The 14442-nt window shown below is 51.2% G+C and carries 16 protein-coding genes and 1 tRNA gene; 8 read left to right on the forward strand and 9 right to left on the reverse strand.

Annotated features, from left to right (window positions below):
- Positions 1–359: 359 nt before the first annotated feature.
- Positions 360–581 carry a hypothetical protein gene (locus tag J2T58_RS05655; RefSeq protein WP_253488108.1) on the reverse strand — a complete coding sequence of 74 codons (222 nt, stop codon included), beginning with the start codon at positions 579–581 and terminating at the stop codon, positions 360–362.
- A 144-nt stretch (positions 582–725) separates the two neighbouring features.
- Between J2T58_RS05655 and J2T58_RS05660 the strand changes: the two genes are divergently transcribed.
- Positions 726–810 (forward strand) — tRNA-Leu (locus J2T58_RS05660).
- Between the two features lie 197 nt (positions 811–1007).
- On the opposite strand, the gene J2T58_RS05665 is transcribed toward J2T58_RS05660, so the two are convergent.
- From J2T58_RS05665 to J2T58_RS05680, 4 genes are all read right to left on the reverse strand, one after another.
- On the reverse strand, positions 1008–3026 hold the full coding sequence (locus tag J2T58_RS05665; protein WP_253488110.1) for a PAS domain S-box protein: 2019 nt from the start codon (positions 3024–3026) through the stop codon (positions 1008–1010).
- The gene (locus J2T58_RS05670) at positions 3016–3552 is read right to left on the reverse strand and encodes a hypothetical protein (protein WP_253488112.1); all 537 of its coding nucleotides are present in this window, start codon (positions 3550–3552) and stop codon (positions 3016–3018) included. Before J2T58_RS05670 ends, J2T58_RS05665 begins: the two co-directional genes overlap by 11 nt.
- Before the next feature lie 139 nt (positions 3553–3691).
- On the reverse strand, positions 3692–4291 hold the full coding sequence (locus tag J2T58_RS05675) for an HD domain-containing protein (protein ID WP_253488114.1): 600 nt from the start codon (positions 4289–4291) through the stop codon (positions 3692–3694).
- Between the two features lie 49 nt (positions 4292–4340).
- Positions 4341–4844 carry a DNA polymerase ligase N-terminal domain-containing protein gene (locus tag J2T58_RS05680; protein ID WP_253488116.1) on the reverse strand — a complete coding sequence of 168 codons (504 nt, stop codon included), beginning with the start codon at positions 4842–4844 and terminating at the stop codon, positions 4341–4343.
- Positions 4845–5043: 199 nt separating this feature from the next.
- On the opposite strand from J2T58_RS05680, the gene J2T58_RS05685 reads away from it, so the two are divergent.
- Both J2T58_RS05685 and J2T58_RS05690 read left to right on the forward strand, forming a co-directional pair.
- Positions 5044–5868, forward strand: a complete 825-nt coding sequence (locus tag J2T58_RS05685; RefSeq protein WP_253488118.1) for a mechanosensitive ion channel family protein — start codon at positions 5044–5046, stop codon at positions 5866–5868.
- 119 nt (positions 5869–5987) lie between these two features.
- Positions 5988–6638, forward strand: a complete 651-nt coding sequence (locus tag J2T58_RS05690; protein ID WP_253488120.1) for a hypothetical protein — start codon at positions 5988–5990, stop codon at positions 6636–6638.
- Positions 6639–6654: 16 nt separating this feature from the next.
- Here J2T58_RS05690 and bcp read toward each other — a convergent pair whose 3' ends face one another.
- On the reverse strand, positions 6655–7137 hold the full coding sequence (gene bcp, locus J2T58_RS05695) for a thioredoxin-dependent thiol peroxidase (protein WP_253488123.1): 483 nt from the start codon (positions 7135–7137) through the stop codon (positions 6655–6657).
- An 82-nt stretch (positions 7138–7219) separates the two neighbouring features.
- Between bcp and pth2 the strand changes: the two genes are divergently transcribed.
- Positions 7220–7582: a peptidyl-tRNA hydrolase Pth2 gene (pth2, locus tag J2T58_RS05700; protein ID WP_253488126.1), complete on the forward strand. Its 363-nt coding sequence runs from the start codon at positions 7220–7222 to the stop codon at positions 7580–7582.
- On the forward strand, positions 7579–8844 hold the full coding sequence (gene truD / locus J2T58_RS05705) for a tRNA pseudouridine(13) synthase TruD (RefSeq protein WP_253488128.1): 1266 nt from the start codon (positions 7579–7581) through the stop codon (positions 8842–8844). Before pth2 ends, truD begins: the two co-directional genes overlap by 4 nt.
- A 2-nt stretch (positions 8845–8846) precedes the next feature.
- Here the strand turns inward: truD and sppA are convergent, their stop codons facing one another.
- Positions 8847–9638, reverse strand: coding sequence for a signal peptide peptidase SppA (sppA, locus tag J2T58_RS05710; protein WP_253488130.1), 792 nt, complete (start codon positions 9636–9638; stop codon positions 8847–8849).
- Positions 9635–10324 carry a RibD family protein gene (locus J2T58_RS05715; RefSeq protein ID WP_253488132.1) on the reverse strand — a complete coding sequence of 230 codons (690 nt, stop codon included), beginning with the start codon at positions 10322–10324 and terminating at the stop codon, positions 9635–9637. Before J2T58_RS05715 ends, sppA begins: the two co-directional genes overlap by 4 nt.
- Before the next feature lie 87 nt (positions 10325–10411).
- Between J2T58_RS05715 and J2T58_RS05720 the strand changes: the two genes are divergently transcribed.
- Positions 10412–11044, forward strand: a complete 633-nt coding sequence (locus J2T58_RS05720; RefSeq protein ID WP_253488135.1) for a CDP-alcohol phosphatidyltransferase family protein — start codon at positions 10412–10414, stop codon at positions 11042–11044.
- Here J2T58_RS05720 and artA read toward each other — a convergent pair.
- Positions 11016–11846, reverse strand: coding sequence for an archaeosortase A (artA, locus tag J2T58_RS05725; RefSeq protein WP_253488138.1), 831 nt, complete (start codon positions 11844–11846; stop codon positions 11016–11018). The genes J2T58_RS05720 and artA overlap by 29 nt on opposite strands.
- Positions 11847–11991: 145 nt before the next feature.
- Here artA and J2T58_RS05730 point away from each other — a divergent pair, with 145 nt between their 5' ends.
- Together J2T58_RS05730 and acs are read left to right on the forward strand one after the other, a co-directional pair.
- Complete coding sequence (locus tag J2T58_RS05730; RefSeq protein ID WP_253488139.1) at positions 11992–12306, forward strand: transcription factor S; 315 nt, start codon at positions 11992–11994, stop codon at positions 12304–12306.
- A 243-nt stretch (positions 12307–12549) separates the two neighbouring features.
- Positions 12550–14436, forward strand: coding sequence for an acetate--CoA ligase (gene acs, locus J2T58_RS05735; protein ID WP_253488140.1), 1887 nt, complete (start codon positions 12550–12552; stop codon positions 14434–14436).
- Positions 14437–14442 lie beyond the last annotated feature (6 nt).

Raw genomic sequence — 14442 nt, forward strand, 5'->3', positions numbered from 1 at the left:
ATACTGGCATTATATTTGTTTGTACATATAATTGTACTTTATGGTTTTTCAATATAATTAGGTGGTACTTTTACAAAGGGTTCGCAAAGTGAGATGGATGCTCTTTACTATTCCATCTTTAACAGATTCCTGGAAGAGATAGAAAATGGATAGGATGTATGGCACGACCATCATTGGTTCAGATCGGTGTCATCGATGATCCCCGCATGCGTCACCTTTTTTTGGAGATCAGATCGATGAGATTCCGGTCCCGGCAGATACTCCGGAATCACCAGATCCGTTTCTGATTTGATTCTCCGGGATATTGTCGTTCAACTGTGTCTGGCAGTGCTCGTAATGATACCTGTACGTTTTTCGTATTATCGTGGTATCATCTCAGGGGGTTTACGCTGTTTTTTACCTGTCTCCTCACGGTCTGATCTGCTTCCAGTACTTCTTTCATCTGAGGCCGGCTCCTTTTTCTGGGTACTGGTTGCCAGGCGTGAGATGAGAAGATCATAACTCTCTTTCGGATCTTTCTTCAGTGTGTCAAGAACCCCTTTCGTTCGGCGGGAGATCCTGATGGTCGTCGTAGTGTTCATACTGTTATGTATATAATATAATACATATATATTATTTTTTATATGACTTTATAAATTTCAGGGTTGAGGGTGGAGTGGTAACTGAATAGTTTGTTTTGTTGATCTGCCAATCCTTTTCTGGATGAACGACATATAATATTCAGCGCGAGAGTAGCCAAGCCCGGCCAACGGCGTCGGACTTAAGATCCGATCCCGCAGGGGTCCGCCGGTTCGAATCCGGCCTCTCGCATTTCGTTACATGAACTTTTTCTGTTTCAGGTCGTCTCTTTTTTCATACCATACGGAGCATCATCTGATACGCCTCTGCTCTGAGGTTATGAATGACTTTTTGCGCGAAAGCCGGGAAGAACAGGGCTATGGCTTGATTTGGGCAGAAAAAGCAGGTTTTTCGACTATTTGATCGTATGGCGGGGGTATTGATGGTGGCTATTCTGCGCAGGACTCTCCTCTATCATCGATGGCCTGCCATCCTCCCTTCGGCACTGTGATAGAAAATCGGGCCCCCTCCCCGTAGACCCCCGTCTCTTCAATAGTGATATCGGTGATTGCGAGGATCTCGCGTGTGAGGAAGAGTCCAAAACCGGTGCGCCTTCCGACACCCCGCTCAAAGATCCGTTCTTTCTGCTCGTCAGGAACACCCGGGCCATCATCCTGCCAGGTGATCCAGAGGCTCCCATCACGTTCCATGCAATGAATCTCCACATGGGTTGCACCCTCGCCATGCCAGATGGTATTTTCCAGGAGATTTGCAAAGACCTTCTCAAGCATCGGATCAGCAAGGATCTGGTAATGGCAGGCGTCATGAAGAATTGGCATTCTCCCATCATCGATCGACCAGATTAACCTGTTAATAGGGATCCAGGCAGGTTTCTTTACCCCCAACTCCTCATACAGCCTGGTAAATTCGATCTGTTGCTGTATGGCATTTGATGCCTTCTCAACTTCTTCAAGATATCTGGCCTGCTCCGGGCTGGTGCTTTCTGCCCGGACGAGATCGAGATATGCCTGGAGTATCATGATATGATTGAGAATATCATGCCGGGTGATGCCTGAGAGAATCTGAAGTTTCTTATTTGCATTATTGAGGGCCTCGGTTGCACGTTTCTGTTCGGTAATCTCGGACATGGTGACAAAGACCTGAAACGGTCGTACATCTCCATTCCTGAACTGGGGGGTTGCATCCACGCTCATCCATGTTATATCATGGACCTCTGGATTCAAGACACCGACAATCATATTCATTACCCTTTGACCTGTTGTAATGGAGATCATCGACGGGAACTTTTCCGGAGGGAGTGTCTCTCCATTCTCAGATATGATCTTCCAGCGGGGATCCGTGGCTGTTCTCCCCATAAACTGGTCCCGGGTCAGTCCAAACATCCTGAGTGCTGCCGGATTTACATCGACCAGCATGCCATCAGAACGCTGATAGAAGACTCCGGTTGTCATCGTTTCAAAGAGTGTACGAAACTTCTTCTCGCTCTTTTTCAACTCATTTTCAGCCCGCCTCCGTTTCGTAATATCAATGGCAGTAAATGTCACTCCCGCCGGTCTCTCCTCTGGATTGAGATAGGTTGAGCTGAGGTGGATATCCCGAATCTCTCCATCTTTTCGCTGCCACCGGGTCTCAATAGATCCAAAGCCCTTTCTTTCTATCTGAGCGTATTTATTCTGATGGACATTCTTATACTCCTCATCCGATGGATAGAGGAATCGTGAGTCCTTTCCGACCATCTCCTCCCGGGTATAGCCGGTCATCCTGCAGAGGTAGTCATTGGCTTTGAGAATGATATGATTCTGTACAAGTCCGATTCCAATCGGTGCGACACGAAAGATACTGGCGAGTGATGCTTCGCTCTCCCTGAGTGCCTCTTCAGCCCGTACTCTATCGGTTATATCACTGATTACGATCCTGCAGACCGTTTCCCCAAGCTCATCCTCTGCTGAGGCTGCCTGCAGATGCACCCAGAATATGGTTCCGTCCATCCGGATCATCCGGAGATCCCGCCCGTTTGGCCGGGTGGTCATAAAAAAATCATGGCGGTACTGCTGGTAAATCTCCCGATCCTCTTCAAGGATAAAACCGGCGAGATTTTGATTGAAGAGGGCCTCCTGCCTCAGCCCAAGCATGGTGGCTGCAGTTACATTCGCTTCCTGGATCTGCCCGTTTTTGGTGACGGTGATATAGCCCACTGGTGCCATATCGTAGAGCTCGAAGTAGCGCGCTCTTGAAACCTCCAGTTCCTTCTGAATACGGAGGAGAACCTCGTTCTGCATCTCAAGCTCGATCTGCTGCACAAGGAGTTCGTGAAGGGTCCATCGCGTTTCGGCGGGTGTCAGATGGGTCTTCTTCTCAGTGAGGGTTCTTTCCCTCTCATCTGCAATCTCCTCTGCTTTCCGTCGTAAATCCTGGGCTGAATCAGGATAGTTATCCTCACCTGTCATCGTGTTTTACTCTCCTTCCTGCAGGGCTGATTACAGAAGTCTGGCTGGTAAGATGCCGGGAGATGCCATACTGATGAGCGTTATGGCGAATGTCCTTGATTACATACCGGGCTTGAAAAGGAGAGCCCGGAAAGGCAGTCATCGGATCCTGACTGATTGGTATATCATATATGATCTTGACCGTACCATGGAGACTCTTCAACCTCCCCATTTTTATATTTATTTGTAAATATTTTTCTATGTCTCTGAACCGCGTCAAAACATCTGGCAGGCTGGTTATATCATCAAATCCCAAAATCCTGTCTTCTTGTGATCTTCTCCAGGTGTTTTGAAAGTCGTTATCTGATGAAAAAAGTATGATGCGCCCCCCGGATCCTATCCGGTTTTTGTCTATCCAATCATTGGATATCGATGATCTCGTCACACGTATAGAATTTCCACTGATGAAGGGTTGTTGAGATATCGATGCAGACGGGCTCGGTATCGAGGTAGAGGGGTGAGTTTGATCGATCACGGAGGCACGCATACTGATTCATTAACATAATAGCTAATAAATATTATCATTTTAATTTTAATAATTGTTGAAAAACAGATCTGATGCAGATATCGTTCAAAGTGAGGAATTTTAGTTGATTCTTAACCGGAAATCACCAGTATACAGATGGTCAGCACCCCTTGTACGAGTCTGCTCCCCTCTCAATCTCCAGTCTCTCAAGAAAACTCAGAAGAAACGAGTGCCTCTCTGTGGCAATCTTTCGTGCAGACTCTGTGTGCATCCGATCCTTCAGATTAAGCAGTTTCTCATTGATGTGCTCCACCGCATCGGGGATCCCCCCTCCCTCCTCACCTGCCTGCATAAAGGTCCGGGCAATCCCAACCGCACCCATCGCATCCAGTTTATCGGCATCGGAGAGGATTTTCGCTTCAAGCGTCTCAGGTATCACTTTCGATGATCGGTACCTGTGAGCAAGGATGGCATGGAGGATACCAGGTGTTAGATCACCGGGATAATCGATCGATAGGAGGTAGGCTTCGGCAAGCTCTGCTCCCTTTATCTCATGCGGTATCCCGGTTTCCTCCTCAATCGGACGTGCTATATCATGAAAGAGGGCCGCTGGTATCAGTATCTGCATATCTGCCCCTTCCCGGGTTCCAAGAACCCTGCAGAGCATCATGACACGCAGCGTATGATCAAATCCATGCGCTCCTGAATCTGCAAAGGCTCCCCTGACGTACTCCTGCATCGCTACCACTCTGCTATCCATCAGGAGTATCTGGGATCTTTCGGATGAAAACGGTGCCTCCATGACTCCCTCATTCAGCCTGGGCAATCTCTTCGATACTTCGTCTGGTAAGTACAGAGTCTGGTGCCGCATCGACCAGCTCCGTGGCTCGATCTGCATACTCATCATCCATCTTGATAACGAGCCAGCGGGCTTTATCTCCCGCGCCTGTCCTGATAAATACCCAGCCCCCTTTCATCTTCTCTCCATCAATTCTGACCTCGACCTTCCCTTCAGTGATGGAGGTCGCCATATCCGTACCGTCCTTTTCTGCCCGTATATTCTCATACGTCCCGGTATCCCATACCATGACGATCCCGGCACCATACTCTCCTTCCGGGATCACCCCTTCAAAATCCGCATATTCGAGCGGATGATCCTCGGTCGGCATCGCAAGGCGCTTCGTCTTTGGATTAACAGATGGCCCCTTTGGAAGCACCCAGGATTTGAGGACTCCCCCGACCTCAAGGCGGAGATCATAGTGGAGCGTTGTTGCATCGTGCTTCTGAATAACAAATCGTGGTCTCCCGGTCATACTCATCATCTCGTCTGAATGGTATTTTTCTTTGCGATTGCACCCATCCTCCCCTCCGGAAAAATGATACAAGGTCTTCTTCAGATAGTTCCATCGCTTGAAATGTGCATTTGCCTGAAATTTTATTCAAATTTTTTAACTATTAAAGATTTCATATGAAGGATACTCTTATATGGGTTCCCGCTCACTGCCACTCAGTATGGAGATTCCGGATAGCTTTTCCAATACGACAATCCCTCTTGTCGGGATTACATTTGATACGATACTCTTCGCGGTAATTATTGCTGTTCTGGGTTTTGTCGTGGTAAAAATCCTTGGTCTGATATTCAGGCGCTCCCTCGTGAGAGCCTCGCGCCTCCCCGAACTTGTCGTCGAGTTTCTCATCAGTTTCTTCTCGATTCTGCTGTATGTCCTCCTTCTTCTTCTTATTCTTGCAATACTCGGCGCTGACATATCTTCTCTTGTGCTTGGACTCTCTGCTGTAATTGGCCTCATCCTCGGCTTTGGTCTTCAGAGTACCATCTCAAACCTTGCCGCTGGCGTATGGATTGCTGCCCTCCGCCCAATTGATAAGAGTGAGTTTGTGGAGGTCAATGGCATCACCGGTACCGTTGTGACTGTTGGTATCATGGCAACTGAGCTGTTAAAGCCGGATAATACCTATGTTACCATTCCAAACTCACTCGTCTGGGGAAGTCCGGTGATCAACTCGACCAGAATGGAGACACGCCGTGCCGATGTCACGGTTGGAGTTGCATATGCCAGTGACCTCGACCGTGCTATCAGGGTCGCTACCAGTCTTATGGAGAGCCATGACATGGTACTCCCGACCCCTCCTCCATCGGTGGTTGTCACCGAACTTGCTGACTCGTCAATCAACCTCTCAATGCGGGCATGGACAGCAACACCGGATCTATGGGCGGTGAAATTTGATCTGACCAAAAAGATCGTCACAGCGTTCAGGGAAGCCGGCATTGAGATCCCCTTCCCACAGATGGATGTCCACCTGGACTCTCCAGAATAACTTTTTCACGGGCGAATGTGGAAAATGACCCTCGATGATGTCCGGAGATGGGCCTCCCTAAGAACAGAGTATTGATTACTACCGATAACCTTCCCTTCGCCATGAATGGTGAACAGAAGATGATCTGCGCAGCTCTTGAGCATGCGCTTGAGCTTGGTGCGGATGTTGCCGGTGCAGTCCCTGCGGCGAAGCTCATCAACTGCCCATCTGCAGTTGCCGATGGCCACCAGGGATCCAGGAGGGACCGGGGCACATACATCATCCTTGGACTCTTTCATGATCCTGCGGATCCGGTCCTCGATCTCTGGGAAGAAGGGAGAGGAACTCCGGGAGACCGTATCCTCGGAGAGATCGGCAGATCCCTCAGCATCTGGCTCGTTGAGACCTTCGGAAGAGAGGCGTACACCATCCCGTATCAGCTTGGGGATGGCGGTATTTATCTCAAGGATGCGGCCTGTATGGCAGGTATTGGAAGAATCGGGACGAATAATCTCGTTCTTGTTCCCGGCTTTGGTCCCAGAATCCGGTTTCGGGCGGTATGGGTGGATCTCATATCTCATGATCAGGATCCGCCGCCCCTGGTCCTTCCCTGTGATGATTGTGAAATAATCTGTCATCATGCCTGCCCGATGGATTCTTTCTCCACCGGCAGGTACAGCCGGAGCAGATGTATGGAACGGATGGATGCAGATAAGGAGAAGGGGGGCGGATTAGCCTATCACTGCCGCGCCTGTGAACTCTCCTGCCCTGCCTGGCGGGGCCCGGAATAAGGTGGTTTCCAGGGGCTTACTTCTCCTCCCCCTTCAGATCCCTCAGGCGTGTCATCACCTCATCGATATGCCCTTTCACCTTCACCTTTCGCCAGATCGCTGCAATCTTCCCGTCCGGATCGATGATGAAGGTGCTTCGCTCAACACCCATATACTCCTTCCCGTACATCTTCTTGCTGACCCAGACACCGTAACGCTCGATCACCTGATGCTCGGGATCTGAAAGAAGCCGGACGGTGAGGCTGTGCTTCTCGGCGAATTTTCTGTGGCTTGATATCGTATCCGGACTGATTCCAAGGACCGGGGTGTTGAGTGCGGCAAACGCCTCCATCTCATCTGAGAATGTGCGGGCTTCAAGGGTACAGGCTGATGTGTTGTCACGGGGATAGAAGTAGACAATGACATAGTATCCACGCATCTCCTCAAGGCATGCCATCTCCTCGTCTGCATCAGGGAGACAGAACTCAGGAGCGACCATCCCGATAGTCAGATCGGTCATACAGGATGATAGGAGCCATAAGGGATAACAATTCCCCAACAGATCATGTATTTCTCCTGTACCACACCATAGATACACCACGATGAGAGCCCCACCTGAGTTTACCTGGAAACAGTGCCTGATCATTCGGGACGATGTGAAGATGAGTTGCGGAAAGAAGTGCGCACAGATTGCCCATGCCGCCATCGGAGCCTATGAAAAGGCTGGTGCAGCGGCGAAGCGTTCCTGGCTTGATGAAGGGCAGAAGAAGGTGACGCTGAAACTGACCGGGGAGAGGGCACTCTTTGAACTCAAGGTGATTGCGGAAGCAAACGGCGTCCCCGCATGCATCATCCAGGATGCAGGTCTCACCGAGATCCCGCCGGGAACCGTGACCGCCCTTGGCCTCGGCCCTGCAAAGTCTGAACTCCTCGACCGCATCACCTCAGATCTGAAGCTCTTATGAGACCAAGCCCCTATCCCCTGGAACGGGACCTGGAGATGCGCTACTATGCCGATGATCATCCGGGTATCGGAGGAGCGCTCAGGACTACTCCTGAAGATTTTATCGTCGATGAGATCCCGATTGACTTCACCGGGAGCGGTCCGTACCTCATCTGTAAAGTAACCCGGCGCTCCTGGGAGCACCAGCACGCCATCCACGAGATATCAAAAAGGCTTGGGATCAGCCGAAAGCGGATAGGCTGGGCAGGGACGAAGGACCGCAATGCAGTTGCGAGCCATTATATCTCTCTCTATAAGATCGATGCCGAAGCGGTTGATCGGGTATCCCTCAAAGATATCACCATCGAGCCGATCGGCCAGCACCAGTTCGGGCTCGGGCTGGGCGATCTCAAGGGGAACAGATTTGTCATCACCATTCGCGACTGTCAGGAAGAAAACCTCGGTTTCGTCCCTGCGATCTGCCAGACCGTTCAGCATGGAATTCCAAATTTCTACGGTCTCCAGCGGTTCGGGGCCCAGAAGCCTGTTACTCATACCGTTGGCCTCTCTATCCTGAAGGGCGGCTATAAAGAAGCCGTTGATCTCTATATCGGAGAGGCATTTCCAAACGAGAGTGACGAGGTGAAGGAGGCACGCCGGGCATTCGTGAGTACCGGTGATGCACGCGAAGCCCTCCATGCCCTCCCCGTCAGGCTTGGGTTTGAACGGGCGATGCTCGACCACCTCTCAAAAAAACAGGATGACTATGAGGGCGCACTCAGGGCTCTCCCGCCGAAGCTCCTTTCAATGTTCGTCTCGGCATGGCAGTCGTATCTCTTCAACGCCGCTCTCTCTGAGAGATTTGACCGTGGAATCAATCTCGATGAGCCTGAGGCTGGTGATACACTCCTCTATACAAATGGAAGGACGGATCGGGTCACCGGGAAGAACCTCCCGGTAGCCCGCCATCATCTGACACGGGGCCGTGCCGTCATCGCGGCATTCGTTCCAGGAAGCAGTCCCCCCGAAAGTCCGGGTCCGATGGAAGAGTGCATGATCCGTCGATCAGCAGAGGCGGGGATCGGCCCGTCAGCCTTCAGGGATGCCGCGGCGTTTGTCGGATGCGCCTTTGATGGCGCGTCACGCCCGATTGCAATCAGGACAGAGATTACGTCCGAGATAACGGGTGATGCCGTCACACTCCGTTTCTCCCTCCCTCCGGGTCAGTATGCGACCTCCGTCTGCAGGGAGTTTATGAAGGGGGATCCTCTCACCCTTGTCTGATATCAGCGGCTGCGCGCCATAATCCGCGCACCTGCGATGGCATCGTGGAGATTCCCAAACTCATCAACAAGCCCGAGATTGATCGCATCCTCCCCACGGATCATCCGTCCATCCTGAATGGATTCACGGCTGATATTTCGCTGGCTGCTGATATCTTGATAAAAACGGTTGAAGGCCGCATCGACATACTCCTGTGCGTACTCTTCCTCATCGGGCGAAAGTGTTCGGTACGGGGAGGTCATATCCTTCTTATCCCCCGATTTAATCGCGTCAATCTCAATTCCCTCCTCATCAAGCTGCCTGCTGATGTCATAGAAGAGCCAGATGACACCGATCCCTCCGGTGACCGTGTCCGGGCTTGAGTAGATGCGGTCAGCATATGCCGCGATGTAATATGCACCCGACGTCGCAATATCTCCCATTGAGACGACGACGGGTTTCTTCTGCCTGGCATAGATGATGTCGCGGACAATCTCCTGGGAGGCTGCTGGTGTGCCTCCTCCTGAATCGATCCTGAGGACGATCGCCCGTGTCAGCGGGTCGTCTGCTGCGCGCCGAATCTGGGAGCCGATATGCTCGCTCCCTGTATATCCCCCGGACTGCCCCGGCCCTGAGACGACCGTCCCCTCAATCCGGATGACTGCGACATCAGAAGGTACGGCATACTGACCGGTCAGGCTGAGGATTCCAACAACCGCCAGCCCTCCAAGAATGACGAGCAGAAGTATGACTGCCCCTTTTTTAAGAGTTCTTCGCCTCTTTGTCTTAGCTATCTCCTGCTCGATAAAATTCATGCTTCATCCGGATAGAGAACCTCGTATTCTGTTACGAGATTTGTTCCACAAAGGTAGTTTGATCTCAGCTCAAGCCGGATCATATCATCCTCGCTCTCACTATGCATCCCTCCGACAAGTGAGGGTGTATCATCACCACCGACGATGAAGGGGAGGTGGATGAGTCGTATCTCATCGACGAGACGGTGATGGAGCATATGCCAGTTCAATGTCGGCCCCCCTTCGACCATCATCTTCCTGACCCCAAACCGCTCATACAGGACGGAGAGAAGATGCGGGAGATCGACATGATCGGATCCGCAGATGATCACCTCCGCGCCGGCCGCCCGGATCGCCTCGATCCGCTCTGCCGGGGCGGTCTCAGAGACTGCGATGACCGTCTCTGCATCATGCTTGAAGATATTGGATGATAGCGGTAGATCACCTTTCCTGTTTGGGATGACCCGGAGAGGGCTCTTCCCGGGAACCATCCTGACCGTCAGGAAGGAGTTGTCTATTCTGATCGTCTCTGATCCGACCATGATGGCGTCGCATGCTGCCCTGGTTGTATGGAGGAGAATCTCAGTCTCGTGTGCCATATGCTTCATCAGGATCTTACTCGACGCCCCCTTCTTCAGGGTCAGTTTGCCATCGGCAGTGATCTCGGACATCATGAGTACATGGGGTCTGTTCTTCTGTTGCGTCATAACGATCCTCTCGATTGTTATATCACATCGAATATCTTAACAGTATAGGTTCAAGCAGATCGGATGATCTGTGTTTGGAGGCAGAATATGAATATTACCGGACTTCGGCCCTATTGTATGAGGTACCTTGAACCTCTGGCAGATATTTTTGTCCGCCTGGGCATATCTCCAAACAAGATCACCGTCCTCTCCCTTCTCTTTGGTATTGGATGCGCCGTTTCATTTGCATATCAGGCGTTCCTCATCGGTGCGCTCCTCCTCTTCATCTCCGCGATCCTTGATCTCATCGATGGGAGCGTTGCACGCAAGACCGACCACCACAGCAGCTTCGGTGCGGTCTTCGACTGGATCGTCGACAAGTATGTGGATACTCTTGCTATCCTTGGTGTCGGACTCTCAGGGATAGCCATCATATCACGGTTCTCTGATCTCCCCCCGATTGCCGACTTCGGCCTTGTCGCATTTGCCATCATCGGATCGATGATGAATACCTTCATAAAACCGGTTGTTTACGCAGAGGCCGGTTTTTCAGAGCGGGTTTGTGGGAAGATTGACGATCCCCTTGAAGGGGTCGGCTTCTTCGGCAGACCGGAGACGATCCTTGTGCTGATCCTCGGCGGGGTGACCGGATATATCTGGGTCTCGGTCATTATCATTGCAATCTGCACAAATCTCTCTGCCATCCAGCGGATCATCTATCTCTCAGGAAGACTTGCCTGATATCCCCGATATAGATGGTCACCAGCCGCTCTGCCATCACTGCAAGATCCGGAATAATACGGAAGAGTCCGTATGCGATGGCGATGAGGATCCCCAGTGCCAGGAGCTCACAGAAGACATTGTGTGCCCAGAAGAAGCTTTCATATCCGTAATTGCCGTTACCGACGAGATCAGGGAACCACGGATACCACTGGCCGGTATATGCCATAAAGACATAGGCGTTCCTGAAGAGGTTGAGGACGTAGATAACCGGTGCGATGATGAGGAAGGCGAGTACCTTCTGCCGGAGGGTTGTGGGTACCATCATGGCAACTCCGAGCATGATTGCGATACTCTGGATGCCGGTGCAGCCGAGGATGATCTCAAGGCGGAATCCCAAATCACTGCCCGGAATAGATCCCCCCATCAGCATATTCCAGGCAATCAGCTCAACAGGATAGTTCAGAAGATGCAACAGCCAGACAAGCTGATTGACCACAACTCCGATGAGCCAGTCCCCCAGGGGCTGGATGAACCCAAATGGCGCATAGATGAGAAAAGCAATACCTGCCGCTCTCGTCAGTCCGCCGACCGTCTCATCCCGCATCAGGAGGCGGCGTGCCGTCAGGTACAGGAACGGAACCGAGAGTACTCCGAGTGTCGGGTAGAGGAAGTTATTGATTGCAAGGAAGTCCGGCAATAAGACGAGGAGGAGGAGTGATATCGCTCCCCATCCGACGATCCCTGCGTACCAGCGATACCGGTTTGGAATCAGGAAGAGAAGAAATCCGATGCATGAGATGAGAACCAGATATTCGCTCATTATAGAACTATTGATCGTCCGTAGACAAAAAGGCAGAGGAAGGTGGCTATGCCGCTTTTATCAAGGCTCTATCCCCCGGATGACAATTGAGAAATGCCGTATCTTCGATCCATAGAGGTTATAGTCTTCATGCCCAATAGTATGTATGCGGTTTTGTCCAGAATGTAAGAGTGTTATGATTGCACGATCCGGAAGGATGCATTGCAGGCGATGTGACTACTCTGAAGAGATCACCGATTCGGAATCACTCAAAATGACCAGTGTCCGGACAGAGAAAGAGATCACTATCGTCGATGATGAAGAGAAGATGGCAACACTTCCGACATGCGCGGTAAAATGTCCCAATTGTGAGCATAACCTTGCCTTCTGGTGGCTTCGGCAGCTTCGATCCGCAGATGAGAGCGAAGTCCGTTTCTTCAGATGCGTGGAATGCAGCCATACATGGCGCGAATATGACTAATTTTATTTATATTATTAATAAAATCCAATAATACTTTTTACTACGCCTGATTTTGGCGTATTGTGGTATCAGGGGATGATATTCCACCTTTGTTGATTCTCCCCCCATTCCCGGTCTTCAGACCTCTCTCTTGCACTATCCCTCTCCATCGGACTTCTCTCCTCGATACCATGTTTTTATATGATGCTGATAAACTCAATCTGGTATTTTACACCATTAATCATGTCAGATAGGAGGTTGTGAATGTCAGAAAAACAAGTAACACTTAGTAAAAAGAAGTATCTTCCTGATCCGGAGTACCGCAAAGAAGCCTGGTGCAAGGATGCAGAACATGCGTACCATGGTTTTCTGACTGATCCTGATGGTTTCTGGGGCCGAATCAGTCATGAACTCGAATGGTTTGAACCCTGGGAGAAGGTGAAGGAGTGGGAGCACCCGTTTGCCCGCTGGTTCATCAATGGCAAAAGCAATATGAGCTATAACTGCCTTGACCGCAATGCAGCAGGACCACGCAGAAATAAAGTCGCCCTCTTCTGGCAGGGAGATGACGGCAGGGAGCGAAGCTACACCTACTGGCAGCTTCTCCGTGAGGTCGAGAGATTTGCAAACGGTTTAAAAAGCCTTGGTGTTACAAAAGGCGACTGTGTCTGCATCTATATGCCCAATATCCCCGAACAGGTCGTCGCCATGCTCGCCTGTGCACGGATTGGTGCGATCCACTCTGTGGTCTTCGCCGGCTTTGGATCTGATGCCCTCCATGCAAGAATTACCGGTGCCGGAGCGAAGATAGTCATAACTGCCGACGCAAGCATCAGGCGCGGAAAGACGATCCCGCTCAAGCCGATCCTTGAGGAGGCACTGATCAATGCGACGACAGTGGACTATATCGTCGTCCTCAGAACACAGGATCCCAAGATCGATCTTCTTCCAGAATTTGAGAAGGACTTCTATGAACTGATGGAGTCGGCAGAAAAAGACTGTCCGCCCGAGAAGATGGATGCAGAAGACCCTCTCTTCATCCTCTATACATCAGGGACAACAGGTCAGCCGAAGGGCATCATCCATACAACCGGCGGCTATATGGTCGGAACGTACTATACGGCCAAGTATGTCCTTGACATCAAGGACTCGGATGTCTTCTGGTGCACAGCAGATCCAGGGTGGATCACCGGCCACTCATACATCGTTTATGGACCCCTTCTTGCCGGCGCAACGATCTTCATCACCGAGTCAACCCCCGACTATCCGGATGCCGGGATCTGGTGGAAGTATATCGAAAAGTACGGGGTCTCGATCTTCTACACAGCTCCGACTGCGATCCGGATGTTCATGCGCTATGGAGATGAGTATCCGAACAGGTATGACCTTTCAAGCCTTCGTATCCTCGGATCTGTCGGTGAACCCCTGAACCCGGAGGCCTTTGAGTGGTATTATCATATCATAGGCAAGGAGAAGCTTCCGATCCTGGACACCTGGTGGCAGACCGAGACCGGTATGCATATGATTACGACGATGATCGGCGAACCGATGAAGCCGGGCTTTGCAGGGCGCCCTATCCCCGGTGTCCTCGTTGATATCGTTGACAAAGAAGGAAAACCAGTGCCTCCGGGTGTCTCCGGCCAGCTTATCATCAAAGAGCCGTGGCCTTCGATGATGCGTATGGTCAATCAGAATGAGGAGCGGTACCGCCAGTACTGGAGCGGACCGGATAACAGCTATAATGCCAGTGATCTCGCCGTTCGGGATGAAGAGGGCTATATCATGATTCTCGGGCGCTCTGATGATCTGATCATCGTCTCTGGCCACAATATCGGCACTGCTGAAGTCGAGAGTGCCCTCGTTGCTCACAAGGCTGTTGCAGAGGCTGCTGTTGTCGGAATTCCCGATGAGATGAAGGGCAACCGTATACTTGCCTTCGTCCTTTTAAGGGATGGCTTTACTGAGACTGCAAAGCTGAAGCAGGATCTCCTCTATCATGTCAGGATCACCCTCGGACCAATTGCTGTTCCTTCGGATATCCGGGTGGTTGATCAACTCCCCAAGACGAGGAGCGGGAAGATCATGCGGAGAGTGCTTAAGGCGATTGAGATGGGTGAGGATCCAGGGGATCTCTCGACAATAGATGAGTGAGGGGAT

Source organism: Methanocalculus alkaliphilus (assembly GCF_024170505.1).
GTDB lineage: Archaea > Halobacteriota > Methanomicrobia > Methanomicrobiales > Methanocorpusculaceae > Methanocalculus > Methanocalculus alkaliphilus.